20 protein-coding genes and 1 pseudogene are annotated in these 19,239 nt (G+C 41.5%); 13 read left to right on the plus strand and 8 right to left on the minus strand.

Going from position 1 to position 19,239, the window contains the following annotated elements; genetic code table 11:
- Positions 1 to 40: 40 nt before the first annotated feature.
- Entirely contained in the window at positions 41 to 235 is a 195-nt protein-coding gene (locus QMD82_02195; GenBank protein MDI6850734.1) for a hypothetical protein, read from the minus strand.
- 111 nt (positions 236 to 346) lie between these two features.
- On the opposite strand from QMD82_02195, the gene asnS reads away from it, so the two are divergent.
- From asnS to QMD82_02220, 5 genes and pseudogenes are all read left to right on the plus strand, one after another.
- Entirely contained in the window at positions 347 to 1,654 is a 1,308-nt protein-coding gene (asnS, locus tag QMD82_02200; GenBank protein MDI6850735.1) for an asparagine--tRNA ligase, read from the plus strand.
- Positions 1,651 to 2,097 (plus strand): annotated as a pseudogene (gene folK, locus QMD82_02205) (2-amino-4-hydroxy-6-hydroxymethyldihydropteridine diphosphokinase). The gene asnS and the pseudogene folK overlap by 4 nt, the downstream one beginning before the upstream one ends.
- Positions 2,098 to 2,226: 129 nt before the next feature.
- Complete coding sequence (locus QMD82_02210) at positions 2,227 to 2,568, plus strand: MGMT family protein (protein ID MDI6850736.1); 342 nt, start codon at positions 2,227 to 2,229, stop codon at positions 2,566 to 2,568.
- On the plus strand, positions 2,522 to 2,998 hold the full coding sequence (locus QMD82_02215; protein ID MDI6850737.1) for a hypothetical protein: 477 nt from the start codon (positions 2,522 to 2,524) through the stop codon (positions 2,996 to 2,998). Before QMD82_02210 ends, QMD82_02215 begins: the two co-directional genes overlap by 47 nt.
- Positions 2,999 to 3,220: 222 nt before the next feature.
- Positions 3,221 to 4,606, plus strand: a complete 1,386-nt coding sequence (locus QMD82_02220; GenBank protein ID MDI6850738.1) for an ATP-binding protein — start codon at positions 3,221 to 3,223, stop codon at positions 4,604 to 4,606.
- 134 nt (positions 4,607 to 4,740) lie between these two features.
- Here QMD82_02220 and QMD82_02225 read toward each other — a convergent pair whose 3' ends face one another.
- From QMD82_02225 to QMD82_02255, 7 genes are read right to left on the minus strand one after another with little or no spacing between them, the layout of a single operon-like run.
- Positions 4,741 to 5,250 carry a hypothetical protein gene (locus QMD82_02225; protein MDI6850739.1) on the minus strand — a complete coding sequence of 170 codons (510 nt, stop codon included), beginning with the start codon at positions 5,248 to 5,250 and terminating at the stop codon, positions 4,741 to 4,743.
- Position 5,251: 1 nt separating this feature from the next.
- Positions 5,252 to 6,208, minus strand: coding sequence for a GTP 3',8-cyclase MoaA (gene moaA / locus QMD82_02230; protein ID MDI6850740.1), 957 nt, complete (start codon positions 6,206 to 6,208; stop codon positions 5,252 to 5,254).
- Positions 6,198 to 8,102 (minus strand): molybdopterin biosynthesis protein, encoded by a 1,905-nt coding sequence (locus tag QMD82_02235; GenBank protein ID MDI6850741.1) that lies wholly within the window; start codon positions 8,100 to 8,102, stop codon positions 6,198 to 6,200. Before QMD82_02235 ends, moaA begins: the two co-directional genes overlap by 11 nt.
- On the minus strand, positions 8,099 to 9,310 hold the full coding sequence (locus QMD82_02240; protein ID MDI6850742.1) for a molybdopterin molybdotransferase MoeA: 1,212 nt from the start codon (positions 9,308 to 9,310) through the stop codon (positions 8,099 to 8,101). The genes QMD82_02235 and QMD82_02240 overlap by 4 nt, the downstream gene beginning before the upstream one ends.
- 29 nt (positions 9,311 to 9,339) lie before the next feature.
- Complete coding sequence (gene amrS, locus QMD82_02245) at positions 9,340 to 10,350, minus strand: AmmeMemoRadiSam system radical SAM enzyme (GenBank protein ID MDI6850743.1); 1,011 nt, start codon at positions 10,348 to 10,350, stop codon at positions 9,340 to 9,342.
- A gap of 18 nt (positions 10,351 to 10,368) precedes the next feature.
- The gene (locus tag QMD82_02250) at positions 10,369 to 11,391 is read right to left on the minus strand and encodes an ABC transporter ATP-binding protein (GenBank protein MDI6850744.1); all 1,023 of its coding nucleotides are present in this window, start codon (positions 11,389 to 11,391) and stop codon (positions 10,369 to 10,371) included.
- Entirely contained in the window at positions 11,363 to 12,154 is a 792-nt protein-coding gene (locus QMD82_02255; GenBank protein ID MDI6850745.1) for an ABC transporter permease, read from the minus strand. The genes QMD82_02250 and QMD82_02255 overlap by 29 nt, the downstream gene beginning before the upstream one ends.
- A gap of 93 nt (positions 12,155 to 12,247) precedes the next feature.
- On the opposite strand from QMD82_02255, the gene moaC reads away from it, so the two are divergent.
- The 8 genes from moaC to QMD82_02295 all read left to right on the plus strand — a co-directional run bounded on the left by moaC (position 12,248) and on the right by QMD82_02295 (position 19,231).
- Positions 12,248 to 13,123 carry a cyclic pyranopterin monophosphate synthase MoaC gene (gene moaC / locus QMD82_02260; protein MDI6850746.1) on the plus strand — a complete coding sequence of 292 codons (876 nt, stop codon included), beginning with the start codon at positions 12,248 to 12,250 and terminating at the stop codon, positions 13,121 to 13,123.
- 520 nt (positions 13,124 to 13,643) lie between these two features.
- A complete protein-coding gene (locus QMD82_02265; protein ID MDI6850747.1) occupies positions 13,644 to 13,850 on the plus strand; it encodes a DUF2905 family protein in 207 nt (68 codons plus the stop codon).
- Positions 13,847 to 14,986, plus strand: a complete 1,140-nt coding sequence (locus QMD82_02270) for an LptF/LptG family permease (protein ID MDI6850748.1) — start codon at positions 13,847 to 13,849, stop codon at positions 14,984 to 14,986. The genes QMD82_02265 and QMD82_02270 overlap by 4 nt, the downstream gene beginning before the upstream one ends.
- Positions 14,983 to 16,170 (plus strand): hypothetical protein, encoded by a 1,188-nt coding sequence (locus QMD82_02275; GenBank protein MDI6850749.1) that lies wholly within the window; start codon positions 14,983 to 14,985, stop codon positions 16,168 to 16,170. The genes QMD82_02270 and QMD82_02275 overlap by 4 nt, the downstream gene beginning before the upstream one ends.
- Complete coding sequence (era, locus tag QMD82_02280) at positions 16,142 to 17,050, plus strand: GTPase Era (protein MDI6850750.1); 909 nt, start codon at positions 16,142 to 16,144, stop codon at positions 17,048 to 17,050. The genes QMD82_02275 and era overlap by 29 nt, the downstream gene beginning before the upstream one ends.
- A 143-nt stretch (positions 17,051 to 17,193) precedes the next feature.
- Positions 17,194 to 18,108 carry a hypothetical protein gene (locus QMD82_02285; GenBank protein MDI6850751.1) on the plus strand — a complete coding sequence of 305 codons (915 nt, stop codon included), beginning with the start codon at positions 17,194 to 17,196 and terminating at the stop codon, positions 18,106 to 18,108.
- A gap of 80 nt (positions 18,109 to 18,188) precedes the next feature.
- Complete coding sequence (locus QMD82_02290) at positions 18,189 to 18,971, plus strand: HAD-IIA family hydrolase (GenBank protein MDI6850752.1); 783 nt, start codon at positions 18,189 to 18,191, stop codon at positions 18,969 to 18,971.
- A complete protein-coding gene (locus tag QMD82_02295) occupies positions 18,968 to 19,231 on the plus strand; it encodes an AAA family ATPase (protein MDI6850753.1) in 264 nt (87 codons plus the stop codon). The genes QMD82_02290 and QMD82_02295 overlap by 4 nt, the downstream gene beginning before the upstream one ends.
- Positions 19,232 to 19,239: the final 8 nt, after the last annotated feature.

Raw genomic sequence — 19,239 nt, forward strand, 5'->3', positions numbered from 1 at the left:
TCGTTATTTTCACAAATAGCTTATATCTTATGAGGTTATTTCATATCGTAGGGTCAACACCAAATTCTATACCCAGTTCCTTTGCAAATCTTCCCGTTCCCACACCTACCTCAAGACCGATTCCATCAGGCACAACTTTCTTTAAGGCCTTCACCTCTGACTGAAAGAGATAATAATTCCTTTCATACCACTGGTCACAATCATCCGCAAATAGATCAAAGACTTCAATTTCCATATTTGAATTATGGTGCTTTTATTGTGGATTTTCAGCTCAAGCCCTTAAATAACCTGATTTTTAAAACACTCATCCATTGAACAGACGCCCATTCCATCGTAAAATTAAATCATGGGAAAGTTTATTTATATCAGCGACTTAAAACACCACATCGGTGAAGACGTAGAGATCCGGGGATGGATTTACAACAAACGTTCCTCGGGTAAGGTCAGATTTGTCATAGTAAGAGATGGTAGCGGATTCCTCCAATGCGTAATGGTCAAGGGTCAGATTGATGACAAATATTTTGACCTTTTTGACGAACTTACTCTTGAAACATCTACTATCGTTCGGGGAAAGGTGAGGGCTGACGAGAGAGCACCGGGCGGAGTGGAATTAGACCTCAACTACATTGAAATTGTGAGCAAATCTGTAAATTTCCCCATTTCGAAAGTGAGAGAGGACAACATCCCGGACCCCGGCGTCCTGCTCCCCATAAGGCATCTCTGGCTCAGAACGAGAAGACAGTGGGCAATAATGAGAATAAGACATACAATAGAAAAGGCGATACACGACTACTTTGATAACCTCGGATTTATAAGGATTGACTCCCCCATTCTCACACCCGCCGCCTGCGAAGGGACCACGACCCTTTTTGAAACCGACTATTTCGGTGAAAAAGCCTATCTATCACAATCGGGCCAGCTCTATCAGGAAGCTGCCTGTATGGCACACGGTAAAACTTACTGCTTTGGACCCACTTTCAGGGCTGAAAAATCAAAAACCAGAAGGCATTTAATGGAATTCTGGATGGTGGAACCGGAAATAGCCTATGCGGAATTGCCCGATGTCATGGAAAACGCCGAAGGTTTGATTACCTATATTGTGGAAAAAGTTCTGGAGACAAGGCAAGAAGAGTTAAAAATATTAGAGAGGGATATTTCCAAACTTGAAAGGATTAAAAAGCCTTTCCCGAGAATCACTTATACCGAAGCTATTGAACTTTTGCAGAAGAAAGGATTTGATATAAAATGGGGAGATGATTTTGGTGGCGACGAGGAGACCGCCATTTCTGAAGAATTTGATAAACCCGTCATCGTTCACCGCTATCCAGCCAATATCAAGGCCTTCTATATGAAACGAGACCCCGAAAATCCGGATCTTGCTCTGGCAATGGACATCCTCGCTCCGGAAGGCTACGGGGAAATTGTGGGTGGCTCGCAGAGGGAGGATGACCTTGAAACACTCATTCAGAGAATTAAAGAATACAATCTACCACAGGAAGCTTTTGAGTGGTATTTGGACTTGCGGAGGTATGGAAGCGTACCCCACGGTGGTTATGGGCTCGGGCTCGAAAGGACGGTGGCCTGGATCTGCGGGCTAAGGCATGTCCGCGAAACGATCCCATTCCCGAGGATGCTGGAAAAGATCTATCCATGAGCTTAGCTTTTCTTTCTCTTGGCTCCAACTTAGGGGATCGAAAGGAAAATTTAGAAAGGGCAATAAAAGAGTTATCTAAGCTGGGAAAGGTCTTAAAAGTTTCTCAATTTTTCGAAACGAAACCCTACGGTTACTTCAACCAGCCCGACTTTCTAAACTCTGCCCTCATTCTGGAAACGGACCTTAAACCTTTAGCCCTCCTTGAAAAAGTTAAGGACATAGAAAAAAAGATGGGGCGCGAAGAGAGAGGACGTTGGAGGGAAAGGCCCATTGATATCGACATTATCTTTTACGATGACCTTGTGCTGGACACACCGAATCTTAGAATTCCTCACCCTGACATGCAATATCGGGAATTTGTTTTAAAACCATTAAACGAAATTGCCCCCGACAAAAGACACCCTCTGCTCAAAAAAAATGTCAGAGAACTTCTTGAAGACCTTGCGTCAATCCCCTTCGTGGACTTTGTTTCGGCCCCTCCCGGAAATTTTTACTTCTCGGTTCTGGGCAATCAGGTTTACGAAACTTCCTTTAAAGAACTGAAGGGTAAAAGGGAAGAAAATCCCCTCCTTATGAATCTGAAAAAAGCCTTTGAGCATTATTTTAACGGAGAAAAGATAGATTTTTCAGAATTTGAGCTGGATTTTGAAAGGCTAACTCCATTTCAAAAGAAGATTTACACCTATCTCAGGGAAAATGTTACCCATGGCAAAACTATTACTTACGGGAAGCTGGCAGAAAAGGTTGGCCTTAGTGGTGGGGCAAGGGCCATAGGTAATGCCATGGCTAAAAATCCCTTTCCCATAATTGTGCCCTGCCACAGGGTTTTGAAAAGTGGAAACAAAATAGGAGGTTTTGGCGGTGGTATTGAATGGAAGAAATACTTACTACGCCTTGAAGGCGTTACTGTTTAGTCTGCTGATTTTTAGCTCTGCCTGTGCAGTGAAAACTTCTCGAGGGACACAACCAACAATTTCCTTCAAGCCCATTTCCTGCGAACTTGCTAATATTGAACTGAAGAAAATTGATTTTCTTTACCAGCTTTCGGTAATAAACAAAGGGCATCACGACGTTCAAATTGATAAGATGACTTACGAATTTTACATAAACGACGAAAAAGTGTCTGAAGGAGACTACATAAACCAGCCTGTCAGGGTAAGGGCACAAAGCATAAGAAACCTTCAGAAGTTTATTCCCGTACCAGAAGAACTGCAGTCACCATCGGTAAAAGAGGCAATTAGAGAAAGAAAGGGTACGTACACGCTAAAACTCTACGCTGTGATAACTACCATCACTGGAGAAAAGTTGGAAATTGACGAAACCCTCAAATTGAAAATAAGATAAAAAAATAGCATTATTGAAAAAATCACGCAGATCTTAAGCAGCAGAGAGACTCCTAAATTTTGCAAAACCGTTGCCCCTTGTCATTAAAGTGTAGTAGGCAACATTGTCGGTTTTTATCGAATGCATTCGACAAAATCGCACGCTTTTACCGAATAGATTCTGCAAATTCCGACAACATATGTTGTAATATTTCCTGGTGGAAAAATAAAAAGGGGGAAATCAATGCAAATTGACGAACTCTACCTGTTAAATCCCTGGTGGAAGGAGAGATCAGCAATAAATTCTGACAGTAACATTTTAAAATACCAGAACAGCTCTTTCCGCTATTTTCCCGAAAAAATTTTCAGGGAAATCAACCCTGACAAGCCTGGAATTTATACGATACGCGGGCCAAGACAGGTAGGGAAGACAACTTTTTTAAAACTATACATCAAAGAACTCCTCGAAAATGGCGTCAATCCTACCAGCATATTTTACTTAACCTGCGATGGGGTCAGGGATAGGTTTGAACTCAATGAGGTTCTTAAACTCTACTTTGAAACCTTTGGCAAAAATTTGCACAGCAAAAAGTACGTTTTTATTGATGAAATAACACTCATTAGGGAGTGGCCACTAACGATAAAATTTATGGCAGATGCAGGTGTCCTGGATGACACCATAGTCGTTCTCAGCGGCTCTTCTGCATATGACCTTAAACAATCAAGTGAAAAACTGCCCGGAAGAAATGGATTTGGAAAAGATCTGGTTTACATGCCCATAACCTTCAGAGAATATCTCAAGAATGTAGGCGAAGAAACCGACCAAATACCTCTGATGAATATTTTCTCTCTAACAGAGAGTGACCTTAAGGCGCTCGAATTCAAAAATGGAAAAATCAAAGAATATTTCTACAGGTACTTGAATTCTGGAGGATTCCCATTGGCAATAGATGAGTTTACAAGAGAGAATTCCCTTAAGACAAGTGTGAGTATATATAAAGATTTCGTGCTAAGTGATGCTGAAAAATATATAGGTTCCAGAATCAAAGTGTTAGAAATTTTAAGAAAACTACCGGATATAGTAGGGCAGAGGTTCTCATGGAACTCCCTGGTGAAGGTCTTCTCTGGCAGGATTGAGAGCCTGGAAACCATCGAAAAATACATGGAATACTTAGCTTATAGCTTCATCATATTTAATCTATTTTTTGTCGATTATTCGTCGAAAACCATAAGGCCAAAGAAGCATAAAAAAGTCTACCCCATCGATAAAATCATTGCCGATGTCGTTGCTGAAATAGGTGGGAAAAATATAGGAATCCCACAAATTATAGAAATGATAACCTTAAGACATATTTTACGAGATGAAGATATAACACTCTATGGACTAAATCTCTTCAAGGGACCATACTTCTGGTACTCTGAAAGGGGAAACGAAATCGATTTCGTATGTGAACGTGAGGGCAAACTGATTCCCATTGAAGTCAAATACCTGAATAATGTCAGCAAGTCCGATTACATAGGAATGAAAAGGGTCTACGGAAGAGGAGTTAACGTAACAAAAGATATAGCATTTAAAGACGGAGACATCGTGGGAATCCCAGTTTGGTTATTCTCAGGGATTGTCGTGTAAATTTACGCTTTGAAGAAGCTATTGACCCAGTTTCAGACGCAAGTTAAATCCTATTAAGCTCTGTGATACAAAGAAGCGAAACATATAAAAGGCTCAAATTTTCAAAATTCCATATTGCATTTTAGTGCAAATTTTTACTTTATTGTGACTTCGCTACCTACTATTTCTTCGCCGTTCTTTTCCAGATAAATGTAGAATTTGCCCTTGGAGAATGCTCTGAGGTCTCTGAGGGTAAAATCTGAGTCTAAAAGAGAGCCGAAAAACTCCTTTAAGTTCGCTTTTATGTCCTCTTTTGTAAGAAGAGAACGAACCCTTAAGGCAAAGAAGTCTGCTTTGGGATCGTCATTTTCTATTTTATCAGGAAATATCGCTGCGGTTTCTCTTTCCCCGTTATCCTCTATTTTGATGGCTTTAAGGTTGATTTCACCAAGAGGGAGATTTCCCCTTATCATTAAAACAAAGTACCTCCCCAGTTCATCTTCATCAAATTCTTCGTATGTAAGGCTTATTTTAGAACTCCTCCAGCTCTCTACCGCGTTTCCTCTCCATTTTTCAGTGAAGCGCATGCGGGGTTTTTGGCTGCAACTGCTCGCAAGTAGCAAGCCAAAAATTATTAGTTTTAACACACTATTTTTTATGTCCATCTTACCCCCCCATCCTTCTCATTTCGTTGGGTGCCTCCTTCCGGAGGTTGTGACCTAAAGGCTTGTAATAAATTGCCCATCTTATTGTTTCCCTAAGCTTTTCCTCATCACCGTTTCGAAGAATTTCCTTAAGATCGTAGTTTAAACGGGAGGCCATACAGGGCAAGAGTTTGCCGTCCGCAGTAATTCTTATTCGGTTACAATAATCACAGAACTTGTGTGACATTGCTGCGATAAGGCCAATTACGACATCTTCCCCACCCAAATTTAATTTAATATACCTGGCAGGGCCGTCTCCCAGCCTTTTCCCCATTTCTTCCATCGGCCCCAACTTGCCGAGCCTTTCAATGAGTTCTGCCTCGGGTACGTAATAGTTTTCCCAGCCACTCCCAAAGGGCATAAGTTCAATAAATCTTAAGGGAATCTGCATCTTTAAAGCAAAATGAACCAGCTCTTCAACTTCATCGATATTCAGGGCGGTGTAAACCGTGTTCATTTTTACCTGGATACCTCTGGCCTTTAAAGCCTTTATTCCTTCGACGACAACCGGTAATCTTGGAAGACCCGTAATTTTCGCAAAAGTATTCTCCTTTAAACTATCAAGACTAACGTTTACACTGTCAACCTTTGCCTCACTTATGTCATCTATATACCTTGTAAGTAAAGTGCCGTTCGTCGTGAGTGTAAGCCTTTCCACCCCTCCTATCTTCTTAATCTCCTTCAGAAATTCACCCACGCCCTTCCTGACAAGAGGCTCACCACCGGTAATCCGTACCTTCTTTATGCCAAATTCAGTCAAAATCTGAATTAGCCTGAGAATTTCCTCGTAAGTAAGGATTTCCGAGTGCTTCAAGGGAACAAACTGCCTGAAATTTGAGCAGTAGAAACACTTAAGGTTGCACCTATCTGTAATGGAGATTCTCACGTACTCAATTTCCCTACCGTATCTATCCTTCAAGCTTCGGAACCTCCGAAAAGACATGTTTGTATCCGCCAAGGATGGTAATTTCCTCCATGAACTCTTTGCTCCTTATGGCAAGTGAGAGGTAATGAAAGCGGTCATCTCTTAAAAAATCCTTGAAAATTAAAAGATCATACTCCTCTTCAGCAATGGGAATAAAGGAAAGGCCAAGAAGTTTTGCAATAGGCTTTATTCCAACGCCTACATCCGCAATGCCCATTTTAACGTAGTGCCCAACCTCCAAATGGTTCAGAACGTCGTTTCCATAACCCTTTATTTCCGATGGGTCTATTCCCTCTAATTTCAAAAGGTAATCGGTCAGAATTCTCGTCCCCGAGCCCCGCTGGCGGGTGACAAAGGTCAACTCCATCTCTCTGATATCTTTGAAACTCTTTATTTTACCTTCAAATTCCTCCCTTACGAGAAATCCCTGCTCCCGCTTTAAGAATGGCAATAAAGTGAAGTTTTTAAGTTCAAGAGCCTTCGCAAAACTTATATTATAAGTTCCATCCTTTTCATCTAAGAGATGAACACCAGCGATATGAGCGGCACCCTTTCTAATAGCGTTCATACCTCCCAAACTTCCAGCGTTTACAATATTGAGAGGAACTCTCCACTCTCTCCAGAGGATTTCTTTCAAGATGTCCACGGAGAGGTCGTGACTCCCAACAAAAAGGATACTTTTGTCAACCAGGTCTTTTCTAACAGTAAGGTAAACTTTCTTGAAGGTGTTCTCTTCTAATCCCTCAAGGCCCTTTTCTACAACCACGTATCCGCTTCGCCTTATAAAGGGCGAAAGGGGTCCGGAGCCTTGCTTGATCGGATAAAAGCAATAATCAGATTCCACCTTTGAAACGACGACACTAAATAGATGGTCTTCACCTTCACTGGCTGAAATTTTTCTACCAGCCTTAGCCTGCAGAGTAGCCGAACCCTCAATATATCCAAGAAAATCCTTCAAAACGGGTAATACAACGTACTCATAGGAAAAAAGAGCCGCGCCGGGATACCCCGGAACGCCAAAGAATGGAGTGTGGTCAAGGACACCGAAAACAAAAGGTTTGCCGGGCCTCAAATTGAGACCATGAATTAAAAGTTCCCCTTTTTCTTTCAAAATCTGGGCGGTAAAGTCATATTCACCCGCGGAAGTGCCACCGCAGACAAAGACCATATGGTAATACTTAGAAGCCTCTTCAAAAACCCTTTCCAGCTCCGTAGGCTTGTCGGGAACAACGTCGTGGACCTTCACAATTATCCCCAATTTTTTCAAGATATCTGCAAAAATGAAGGAGTTGGTTTCGTAAACCTTGCCTCTTTGATATTCACTTCCCGGTTTCAACAACTCATTACCTGTGGGAATAAAGAGAGCCACCAGTGGTCTTAAAACTTCAACCTCTTCAACACCTGCCTGGAGGGCAAGGGCAATGATCTTACCATCAATAATACGCCAGTTTTCTGCAATAAGGTCGAAGGGAAGGACGTCCTCCCCCGGGATTCTTACATTCTGATACCTCTGGTGGGGAGTTCTTACGATTACCGAAGAACCTTCCTCCCAGTAATCTTCTCTTCGAATGACGCAATCAAAACCTTCAGGGATCAAATTTCCAGTGTTTATAGGGACATAATCACCTTCTTTAATTACAATCGGATTTGAAGGCGATGCACCTTTAGTCAGATCCGCCCTCGTTGCAATTCCATCCATGGCGGAAAGGTATTCCCTCGGTACGGGAAACTTTGCTCTCAGACTTTTCGCCAGAATCCGACCAGAACCATTTACCACAGGGATGTGTTCGGTACCAATCCTGCCCGGTGTTAAAAGTTTTTTTAAAGTTTCAAATATTACCTTTTTGGCTTCTTCAGGCTCTGTGCGTTTTAAAAAATACTTTCTCATAGCGGATAAAACTCCACTTTTGAATCTTTGTGAATGCCTTCCATTTCCTCTGGTATCCTCACAAGTCCATCGGATTTTACAAGACTTGAAAGGATGCCCGATTCAGAAAATAGGGGATAAAGGTAATCACCATCCCTTCTAACCCTTATCCACTCCTCCCTCCCGGCCTTTGAGGGTATATCCCGCCCTGCGGTCAGGTACCCCGCAGGCTTCGGGGAAAAATCCTTATCTCCTTGCAAATACTTAAGGAAAGGAATGACAAATAAATAGGTTGAAACAAAGGAAGATACCGGGTGTCCAGGAAGTCCGATTATGGGTTTTTCCATAACTCTTGCAAAAATAGTAGGCTTACCTGGGCTTATGTAAACTCCGTGGTAGAGGATTTCAGAACCTTCAAACTCTTCAATCGCACTTACCGCAAAATCACCGCTTCCTTTAGAACTCCCACCAGAAATCAGAATTAAGTCATAATCCGCCATGCTTCTTCTTAAAACTTCATAGAGTTCGCCTTTGCTATCTCTAATTATGGGGTGTCTTTTCACTAATTCACAATACTCCTTTATTAATGCAATTACCGTGCTTGAATTGGTCTCCCTTATCTTTCCATCCTTTGGTTCCTGCCACGGTTCTACCAGTTCATTACCTGTGGGGATAAGAAGTACCCTGGGTTTACGACGGACTTTAACTTCAAGAAGTCCAAAGGTTTGTAAAATGCCTACTTCCTGAGGTCTTAGCCTCTTCCCTTTCAGGATAATAACCTCACCCTTTTTCACATCATCACCCACCTTAATGACATTCTCGCCGGCTCCCACTGGTCTGTAAACTTCTACAAATTCTCCCGTTAGCGAGGCATTTTCCAGCATCACTACCGCATTAGCGCCCTCCGGCAGCCATCCACCCGTCCATATCTTCACTGCTGTGCCTGGCTCGATTAGAATTTCAGGTTTTTCTGCCATCGGTATTTCACCTTTGATTTTCAGTAAAACCGGATTTTCTGCGGAGGCGCCAATGGTATCCTCAGCCCTTACGGCGTATCCATCGACGGTGCTTCTGGGGAAATAGGGAACGTTTTCAGGTGCAATGATATCCTCAGCCAAAAAGTATCCAGCAGAGTCAAAGATGGAAACCTGTTTTGTTCCAAGGGATTTAAAAATCGGAAAGTATTTCCTGTAAATTTCCTCTCTTCTTGCGAGCTTAAGGAACTCCATGTGTGAATTTTAAAGTTTCTATGAAAGATTTAAAAAATACCATGAACTCTTGAACCACAGTATTCACAGATCCCGCCCCGAGCGTGATTCTCCACAACCCAGAACCCTTTCCTCCGTATCACAACCCTTTTACAATTGGGACAGTAAGTGTCGTTTCCTTCATCACCGGGAATATTTCCGGCGTAAACGTAAAGAAGGCCCTCTTTAAGGCCTATCTCCCTTGCTCTTAGTACCTTTTTCACTGGCGTAGGGGGAACGTTTGACATTTTGTAATGAGGGTAAAAGCGAGAAACGTGCCAAGGGACATATTGTGCAAGTTCCTTTTTAATAAACCTCGCAATATCTCTGAGTTCCTCTTCGCTATCGTTATAACCTGGGATGATAAGGGTTGTAAGCTCAATCCATATGCCCATTTTGAAGTAAAGTTTAATGCTTTCAAGAACCTGATCAAGCCGGGCTCCCACAATCTTCGCATAAAATTCTTTACGAAAACTCTTCAGATCGATATTCGCACTATCCAAAAAGGGTGCTATCTCTTTTAGAGGATCCTCCTCAATATAACCGTTAGTAACAAAGGTATTCTTAATCCCCTTACTCTTCGCAAGAACCGCGATATCATAAGCATATTCGTAAAAGATTGTGGGTTCTGTATAGGTATAAGAAATCGATTCGCATCTGTATTTTTCAGCGAGCGCAACCACCGTTTCTCGTGGAACATGTTCACCAAAGATTTCACCATATTTAGGTGCCTGAGCAATATCATAATTCTGGCAGAATTTACAACTGAAATTGCAACCCACTGTGGCTATGGAGAGAGCCCTTGAGCCTGGCAAGAAGTGATAAAGGGGTTTTTTTTCAATAGGGTCAACGTTGATGGCAACGGGATAGTTGTAAACGAGAGTATAAAGAGTGCCTTTCTCGTTCTTTCTAACCCCGCAAATACCAAATCTCCCTTCACTTATTATGCAATTGTGCCTACAAAGGTGGCATTGAACTTTGTTATTTTCCAATTTGGTGTAAAACCGTGCCTCTCTCATCATGAAATTATTATATTCCAATTAGTCAAAAATGTGAAGGGCTGTTGCTTTAAAAATCGCGTAAACTTCCTTTCCTGGTGCGAGCTGAAGTTCCTCTTTTGAAGCATCGGTAACATATGCAGAAATCTGAATGTTTCCTACCTCCAGTTTTACTTCATTTACCTTACTTCCTGCAACAACCTCCACCACCCTCGCCTTAAAGTGGTTTCTCGCACTGGAATGGGCTGGTTCGGTTTCGCTTAAAATTATGTCTTGGGGCCTCAACATCACCACAAAGCTCTCCCTCTCCACCTCCCTTGGAAGAAAAATCTCATTACCATTAGCAAAGTACCTCTCGCCCTTTCTTTTCACAGGTATGAAATTTGCCTTCCCCAAAAAACTCGCCACGAAATCGTTGGGTGGAGATTTAATGAGTTCGTAAGGCTTTGAATAGCCTATCAGCCTTCCATTCTCAAGGATACCGATACGGTCAGAATAATAGATTGCTTCCTCCAGGTCATGGGTGACAAGAATGATGGGTAAAAGGAAAATTTCCCTGATTTCTTTAATTAAAATTCGAAGATCTTCTTTGTTTGTCGGATCAAGGAAGTTAAAAGGTTCATCCATTAAAAGGAGAAGAGGTCTTGTGGCTATAGCCCTTATTATGGAAATTCTCTGCCTCTGCCCCGCAGAAAGCTGGTGGGGATAGCGGTCAAGGAGGTCGGAAATCTTAAGACGCTCCGCCAGATTGTTTACGAACATTTCACAGGCTTTTAAGCCAAAGAGAAGATTTTCCTTAACAGTGAGGTGTGGAAAAAGGTAAGGGGATTGATAAACGATGGCGATATCTCTTTCCCAAGGTGGCAGCTTGGTAATATCGTTTCCATAGAGGTAGATTTTTCCAGTCTGAAGTTTCGTAAATCCCATTAACGCCTCAAGAAAAGTTGTCTTCCCGCTCCCCGAAGGTCCGAGAATGCTAACCATTTCATGGGTTTCCATTTCAAATTCGGGGATATCGAGGAAAAAGTCCCCCTTTTTAACCTTCAAATCCTTTACTTTCAGCATATCTTCCCCAAAACACCCTCAAAAGCAAAAATAAGGCGCCTGTCATCAAAAAGAGCAAAACCGCATAGGGCAAAGTTGCCTTAAGCCCGAGGCTTTCCAGTCTCTCGTAAACGAAAACGGTAGAGGTCATAGGAAAATAAGCGACCACCATAACCGCCCCAAATTCCGACACCGCCCTTCCCCAGGAGAGGATGATCCCCTTAAAAAGGTGGCCCCTCGTCATGGGCAAAAGTACTCTAAAAAAGGTGTAAAATCTTCCCCGCCCAAGAGAATAGGAAATCTTTTCATACTCTTCCGGCAACTGCTTCAATCCCTCTTTCAAACTCCCTAAAAAATAAGGGGCGCTTACAAAGGCCATCGCCACAACTATTCCGGTAACGGTCCCGTAAACCTCAAGCCCCAAAAAACTTAAAAATTTCCCCATAAAAGTTGCTCTTCCAAAGAAGTTTAGAATTGCAATACCTGCAACAGAATGTGGGATCGCCACGGGGAGTTCTAAAAGATTTTCAAGGATTCCCTTTAGGGGAAAACTTCTCCTCGAAAGAAGATAGGCAAGGGGAGTGCCCACAACAAGGATCAAGAGTATTGAAAGGGTAGCAGAAAGAAAAGAAACCTTTACGGAATTTAAAAACTCTGGATCTTTAAGAGCATTAAAAACGGAAACGGGGCTGGCCGAAAAAAGTAGAAAAAGCCCAGGAATAGCAAAAACAACTATTCCTATGAGGGAAAATATTCCGATAAAAACATCAAACCCTTTTTTCACAATAAAATTTTAAGCCAAACCCAACGTTTATTTGGAATGATTAAAGTGAAGTAAGGGTGAGAGTTTTCTTTTCTTCGCCCTTAAAATTTTACAATACGAGAAAAGGGGGAAACTATGAAGATGGTCAATGTTTCTGAAAAGCAGGAAACTCACAGAAAGGCCAGGGCAATGGCCAGGTTAATGGTAGAAAAAGAAACGATCAGGCTCATAAAAGAAGGTAGAATTGAAAAGGGTGACCCCGTTGAGGCTTCAAAACTTGTTGGACTTTCAGGAACAAAATTTACTGCACAAATCCTTCCTTTTTGTCATCCGATAAGAGTTACGTCTGCGAAGTTAGAGACCAAACTCTACGAAGAAGGTATTATTGAGATTTACTCCCAAGTAGAGTGCGTTGACAGAACAGGGGCCGAGATGGAGGCTCTGATGGCCTGCGGAATGGCAGCCCTTAACTTTTACGATATGCTTAAAAGGTATGACCGTAGGATGAAGATAACCGATTTAAGACTTTTAGAAAAAGAAGGTGGTAAATCGGGTCATGTAAAACTGGATTTTGAATTCAAAGGTAAGGTGGTTTACCTTGGTAAATCGGACAAAAAGGGATTAAAGGATAAAGTTGAAAGCATAAGACTCGTAGAAAATTTTGGGGTTGAGGGTGACGTTCACGCAGGAACACAAAGGGAGGTATCGATTTTTCCTATGGAAGCCCTATCCAAAGTCCCAAAGGAAAAATTCACCTTTCCTATTGACGAACTAACTGAGAATATCACCATTATCGGCATTCCTGAATATATTCTACTCCCCGGAAAGCACCTTCGCATTGGCGAAGCAGAGCTGGAAATTCTCCAAATTGGTAAGGAAGAATTTGTAGATGAGGGTAAGCCCTACGCAGTTTCAAGGTGGGGTAGATTTTGCAGAGTGATAAAGGGTGGCAATGTGAAACTCTACGATGATGTTCTTTTGACAATTTAAAATTTTATAACCAAGATGTAGCCGAAACGGAAATATCCTGAGGGCGGAGGTATTACCCCCCAAGAAGTGAGAAGTTTTAAGGAATTCAAAGAGTTAAAGGAGATAGTTGGAGGTTAAAATTTATTGCTGTTGACAGGCTCAATATGTTACAAAAATTGGAATTTATGCAAAATGCTCGTTCTCTTATTCATTTGAACTCAGTAGACCAGGTAGGAAAACCTTTTGGAAAAATCCTGCTAAGCTTTCTCCCGTTTCTCTAATGGAACTAAAGAGGATATACAACTCTGCATATCGGAAAAAATCGGCGTAACGAGGTCTATCCCATTTAAATAAGCAGTGACGATGATCCTAAGGGCTTTGAATAAAATTTTAAAATTTAACACCGTAAGGAGGAAAAACTGACAAAATAAGTTATAAAGTTTATCCCCATATCCACTTTCAGGTTATAGGTATCAGTGATTTCCTCGAAATAGTTGCCACTTAATGCTTTAAAATAATATTACTGGCAGAGATGAAGTTTATGGGAAAATTTCTAATTCAAGTAGGTATTCTTTTCATCATACTTGGCCTTGTTCTGGCTTTAGTTGAAAATCTAAAGTTTCGGATTCCCGGTGACATCATCATAAGGAAACCTAACCTCACCGTTTTCATCCCCATCGGAACCAGCATACTTTTGTCTATCCTTCTCACACTCCTTTTAAACCTTTTCATTGGTCTGAAAAAGTGAAAAAGATTGACTCTTACCTCATAAAAAACTTGCTCCTTTCCTTCGCTGGTTCGGTCTTTGCTCTTACCCTAATACTTTTGGTAAACACCGTCTTCCAGCTTATGGACCTTCTCATTAGAAAAGGTGTTCCCTTCCCAACGGTAGTGAAACTAATTGCCTATACCCTGCCCTTCATTATGAATATGACAATACCCATGTCTTTCCTCGTTGCAGGCCTTCTAACTTTCGGTAGAAGTGCAGGGAACAATGAGATATTATGTCTTAGGAGTTCGGGGATAGATCTCAAAGTGGTGCTAAATAAATTGGGGCTCATTATGGTAATCATTGCTTTTTTAAATCTCATCTTCAATTTGTTTATCTTGCCTGAAACTAATTACCGCATGAAGAAGACACTATACGAGATAAGGATTAAAAAACCTGCAATAGAGATAGAACCTGGGTACTTCAACAAAATTGAAAATTATTTGATTTACGCGGCCTCAAAGGATGAAAAAACAAGTATATTGAAAGACGTAAAAATACAAGAAATTAAGAGGGATGGGGTTCGTTTTATTTCTGCCAAGGAAGGAAAGATTCGCTCAACCACGGGGGGAAGCCTGATTTTAGAACTCTTGAATGGAGAGTTTCTTGAGGTTAAGGGGGAAAAGAAGGAGCAACTAAGAAGGGCAAGCTTTAAGAAAGATGTACTGGTGTTGAAAGTTGAGGAGGGAAGCTTTTACAGAGACGTGGTTTACAGATCCGACAGGGAAAAGAATTACTTCACCCTCCTTAAAGAAATCCGCGACGCCAGGAAGGAGTTAGTAAACTACCCGAAAAACGACAAAATCTCTCGAAATTTTGTTAGAAGACGTATAAATACCATTTTGGCTGAAATAAATACAAGATTTGCCCTATCCTTTGCCTCCATCGTCTTTGTATTCCTTGCTTTCCCCATTGCTCTGAGGTTTAAATTCTCCGGGTATGGTTCAGCCCTTGGTGTCTCTTTCTTTTTCTTTATCATCTACTACATTCTTCTTTTGGCAGGTCAGCAGACTGCCCGTAGGAGCCTCTTCAATCCCTATATAGCCCTCTGGACTCCAAACCTGATCTTCGGGATGTTCTCATTTGTTTTAACTAAAAAAGAACTGGAAAAATGAAACTTCTGCTAATACCCTTTCTCTTATTAGAGATACCCTTTGAAATTCCAGAATCGCTCATCTATAGGCCACCAGAATCCCTTTTTACTCAAAGAAAAGAAATTACTCAACTAAAAGAACCTAAAACTTACCATCTCTTTCTCTCAAACACCACCCTTGAGATTAAATTTCCATGGGGAAACATTAAGAGAACACTCTTGCCTGCTAAAGGGCCCGATGGAAAGCTGGTTAAAACTGTGATGGATTTTAGCCTGGAAAAAGGCTACTTTAACCTTATAGCAGGGGTAAAGGAGCTGGAGTACGGAAAATTCATCAGCATCGAGGACTCCCTGGAAGCATCTCTTATATCTGAATATTTCTTTTTCTCTTATAAAGTAAAAAACTGGACTGATTACTTTCCCTTGTTGAGAGAGGCGAAGTTTAAGTTTTATGCAACTTCTTACGCAACCTTGGGTTTTAAAATAAAAGACGCTATAGTACCCTACCTGCTCATAAGTCGTGTGGACAGAAAGCAAAAGGTGTGTTTTGGAATCACCTGGCTCATGCCACATGGATACATAGGGATGCAGGTTAAAGAGAATACCCTCAATGCCCTTTTTTTGAATTTTGCCCTTAAAGACGCATCGGTAGAATTGAAGTTGGACAGGAGTGATTATTATTACGGTCTATGGGCACATTCAGAGTACGTGCCCTTCGACAGTTTACTCCTCAGCAGAAAGCTATCAAAATTTACAGCGTTTAAAACGGCACTCACCCTTAATCCCTTTTATTTTAGCTACGAGAGGCGCCAATTCAGCCACGCATCCGTTCAAAATCCTTCCACCTTGTTACCCTTGGAAGCGGGAGATTTCACGGAAAATATTTACAACTTTGGTTTTGGCAGCGACAATTTTAACCTCTTTTACACCCACTTTCAGAGCCCTTATTCGGTGATTAAAGATACCCTCACCGCTGTTCTCTATCTTAGGGAAAAGTACTATGACCTGGCCTTATGCTTTAACATAAGAAACCACCAGGAAGTGTTCAATATGCTTAACTTAGAGGTTCTTTTCAAAATCTTTAAAAACTTTAACCCTTATTTAAAGGTTGTAAACCTTTTTGACGTTCAGGGGAATTACTTACCAAGCATAAAAGCGAAAAGGAGGTATGTAGAAGTTGGATGCCAGTTCCAGAGAGAAATTTAAGGCAGGTTATGTTGCCGTGGTGGGTAAACCCAACGTGGGGAAATCCACCTTTCTCAACACGATGATCCGGTTCAAACTTTCAGCCATCAGTCCAAAACCGCAGACAACGAGACACAAAATTCTCGGAATCTTAAACGGAGAGAACTACCAGATTCTTTTCTTGGATACACCGGGAATTATGGAAAAGCCAAGGCACGAACTGGATAAATGGTTATTAAAAAGGGCCTTCGAAGCCATTGAGGATGCGGATGTGATAGTTATGATAGCCGAGCCTGAAAAGCCCGATGAATTGGATATGCAGATTGTTAACAAGATAAAGGAGTCAGGTAAACCTGCGATACTCCTTATCAACAAGATTGACACTATTGATAAAAAACTGGTTCTTCCCGTTATTGATGCCTACGCAAAGACAGAAACCTTCAGGGAAATCATCCCTGTAAGCGTTTTGAAAAATGTAAACTTGGACGTAACCCTCGAGAAGATTGTAGATCTATTACCTGAATCTCCACCCTTTTACCCTGAAGACGCGATAACCGACAGAAACGAAAGATTTTTAGTACAGGAGATTATAAGGGAAAAATTGTTTCTTTTGTATGGGGAAGAAATACCATATTCAGCAGCGGTGGAAATTGAGGAATTCCAGGAACAGGATGAAAAGCACGGCGGTAAGGACTACATCAGGGCAATTATCCACGTAGAAAAGGATAGCCAGAAGAAAATTATAATTGGGAAAAATGGCGAAAAAATAAAGAAACTGGGGACGGTAAGCCGAAAGGAGATTGAAGCTTTTCTCGGGCGTCCGGTCTATTTAGAACTTTGGGTTAAAGTAAGTGAAAAGTGGAGACACAAATCCGGATTCATTAAAGAGATTGGATACTGAGCCAGCGAGAATTGGTATGCTCTAAGTTGCCCACCCTATACTCGCAATTGGGGGAGAATAGGAGTTCAAATCGAATAGCCTGCAAAACTTGACTGCCTCTAATCTAAAGTTTATAAAATTATAGCACTAAAAAGGAGGTTTTTATGCACCTATTATCTATGTTACTCCTTATCGCCCAGATGGGCGGAACAGATTGTAAATGCGGAAAAATTGATATCTCCGGATATGCCCACATGGTGTATGAGTACACAATGGACGGCACATCTGGGAACTACGGTCTCTTGACTCTTCCTTACGTAAGGGTAAAATTCACAGGAAAACTAACCGATAAACTCTTCTTTAGAATTGAGCCAGATCTCGTCACGGGGAAGGTACGCTATGCTTACGCTGACTTAAAACACATCCCCCATGTTATCCTACGACTGGGGCTCTTTAAGGTACCATTCAGTCATGAATTCCAGCCCTTCCCGGCAAACAACATAACCCCATATCTTACCGGTGCCACAAAACTCTTTACAGGTCTCGGAGTAGGAGCAGATGGTGGGGTGATGGCAATCGTAAAAATACCTTACACTGAGTTAAAGGCTGCCCTCCTTGAAAACGATCCCACATTAAATAAAGGTTATGTCGGAAACATTTCCATCAAACCAATTGAGATGCTTTCGGTCGGAGGAAGTTACTATAAGGGATACATCGGTGGATGGTACAAACTCTATGAAGGGTATCTTGCCCTCAAACACCCAGTCTTAAATATTGAAGGGAATTACATTGCCCGTGAAAAAGAGGGTGACAACTTCAAGTCTTATGGGTTTTATGTACAAGCCTACAAGAAGTTCGACCTCCCCATGAAAGGCCACTACCTTTGCCCAGCAGTAAAGTACGGAATGCTTGAGCCCAACGACACAACCGCCGATGACAAAACGCAGGAACTTTGGGTAGGATTTAATGTCGGCTTTAGCAAGTACATAAGGCTATTGACTTACTTCAACCTGAACCTGGAAGAAGGTACCCCAGTTGACAATAACAAGCTGGTTATGGACTTACATTTTAGCTTCTAAAACCTGTGATCTGAAATCTAAAGGGGGCCCCGTGAGGGGCCCCTTTTTATTTTCCAAAGGAGTAAAACTATAATAAAGTCGTGAAAAAATTCAACTATTTTTTAATAGACCTTGACGGAACTCTGATCTTGGGCAAAAGGGTCCTGGATGGAGCGATTGAACTACTCCAAGAATTGAAAAGTCACGGGAAAAAATTTCTCATCCTTACCAATAATTCTTCTAAAAGCAGTTTTGCTTACCTCAGGTTTCTCAGACAACTTGGGTTACCCGTTGGTTCCGAAAACATCTTCACATCTGGCAAAGCCACTGCGATGTATCTAAAGGAAATGGGCATAAAGGAGGCATACATCATTGGTACGAAAAGCACCATAAGGGAATTTGAAACCTACGGGATCAAATTTAACTTAAAGAGCAGGAATCTGGTCTTGGCCTTTGATACCACACTGAATTTTAAAAAACTTGAAAAGGCTACAGAAATCCTTAAAAATAAAAAGGGGGTTTACATTGCCACACACCCTGATAACATCTGTCCCATTGAAAATGGTTTCATCCCCGATGTGGGTTCCTTTATAGCGCTTCTTAAAGAAGCAACGGGACAAATTCCCGACTTCATACCTGGAAAACCCAGTAGATACTTCTTTACCAAGGCTATGGATTTGATGAATGCATTTCCAGAAGAGACCGCAATCATAGGAGACAGGCTTACAACGGATATCAAAACAGGGAAAGACTTTGGAATAACTTCCATGCTCGTCCTCACAGGAGAGACGAAAAGAGAGGATTTGGAGAGATCGGAAATAAAACCCGATTTCATTTTTGAAAATCTCACCGATTTATTAAAATTTTTAGGAAGATACTTATGAGAAAGACCGTTCTCTTCATTGCTTCATCGGGAAGGAATGTGGGTAAAACTTCAGTTTCCATAGGGCTTTTCAACTACTTCAAAGAGAGAAATAAAAAAGTAGCCTTCATAAAGCCCGTAGCTCAGCACTATACTGAAACATCGGGCTTCAAAATATCAAGAGACGTAATTTTGCTCAACAAAATATACAACTATCTGGATGAAGGGAGATTGCACCTTGCAAGCCCCTTTGTTATTGAATCTGGATTCACAAAATCTTAAGAGCATTC

Source organism: bacterium, from assembly GCA_030019025.1.
GTDB lineage: Bacteria > Hydrothermota > Hydrothermia > UBA1063 > UBA1063 > UBA1063.

Bases quoted from the DNA above. Each gene is read 5' to 3' on its own strand.
- QMD82_02195 (MDI6850734.1), bottom strand. From the start codon at position 235: ATGGAAATTGAAGTCTTTGATCTATTTGCGGATGATTGTGACCAGTGG.
- asnS (MDI6850735.1), top strand. From the start codon at position 347: ATGGGAAAGTTTATTTATATCAGCGACTTAAAACACCACATCGGTGAA.
- QMD82_02210 (MDI6850736.1), top strand. From the start codon at position 2,227: ATGAATCTGAAAAAAGCCTTTGAGCATTATTTTAACGGAGAAAAGATA.
- QMD82_02220 (MDI6850738.1), top strand. From the start codon at position 3,221: ATGCAAATTGACGAACTCTACCTGTTAAATCCCTGGTGGAAGGAGAGA.
- QMD82_02225 (MDI6850739.1), bottom strand. From the start codon at position 5,250: ATGGACATAAAAAATAGTGTGTTAAAACTAATAATTTTTGGCTTGCTA.
- QMD82_02235 (MDI6850741.1), bottom strand. From the start codon at position 8,102: ATGAGAAAGTATTTTTTAAAACGCACAGAGCCTGAAGAAGCCAAAAAG.
- QMD82_02240 (MDI6850742.1), bottom strand. From the start codon at position 9,310: ATGGAGTTCCTTAAGCTCGCAAGAAGAGAGGAAATTTACAGGAAATAC.
- amrS (MDI6850743.1), bottom strand. From the start codon at position 10,350: ATGATGAGAGAGGCACGGTTTTACACCAAATTGGAAAATAACAAAGTT.
- QMD82_02250 (MDI6850744.1), bottom strand. From the start codon at position 11,391: ATGCTGAAAGTAAAGGATTTGAAGGTTAAAAAGGGGGACTTTTTCCTC.
- QMD82_02265 (MDI6850747.1), top strand. From the start codon at position 13,644: ATGGGAAAATTTCTAATTCAAGTAGGTATTCTTTTCATCATACTTGGC.
- QMD82_02275 (MDI6850749.1), top strand. From the start codon at position 14,983: ATGAAACTTCTGCTAATACCCTTTCTCTTATTAGAGATACCCTTTGAA.
- QMD82_02285 (MDI6850751.1), top strand. From the start codon at position 17,194: ATGCACCTATTATCTATGTTACTCCTTATCGCCCAGATGGGCGGAACA.
- QMD82_02295 (MDI6850753.1), top strand. From the start codon at position 18,968: ATGAGAAAGACCGTTCTCTTCATTGCTTCATCGGGAAGGAATGTGGGT.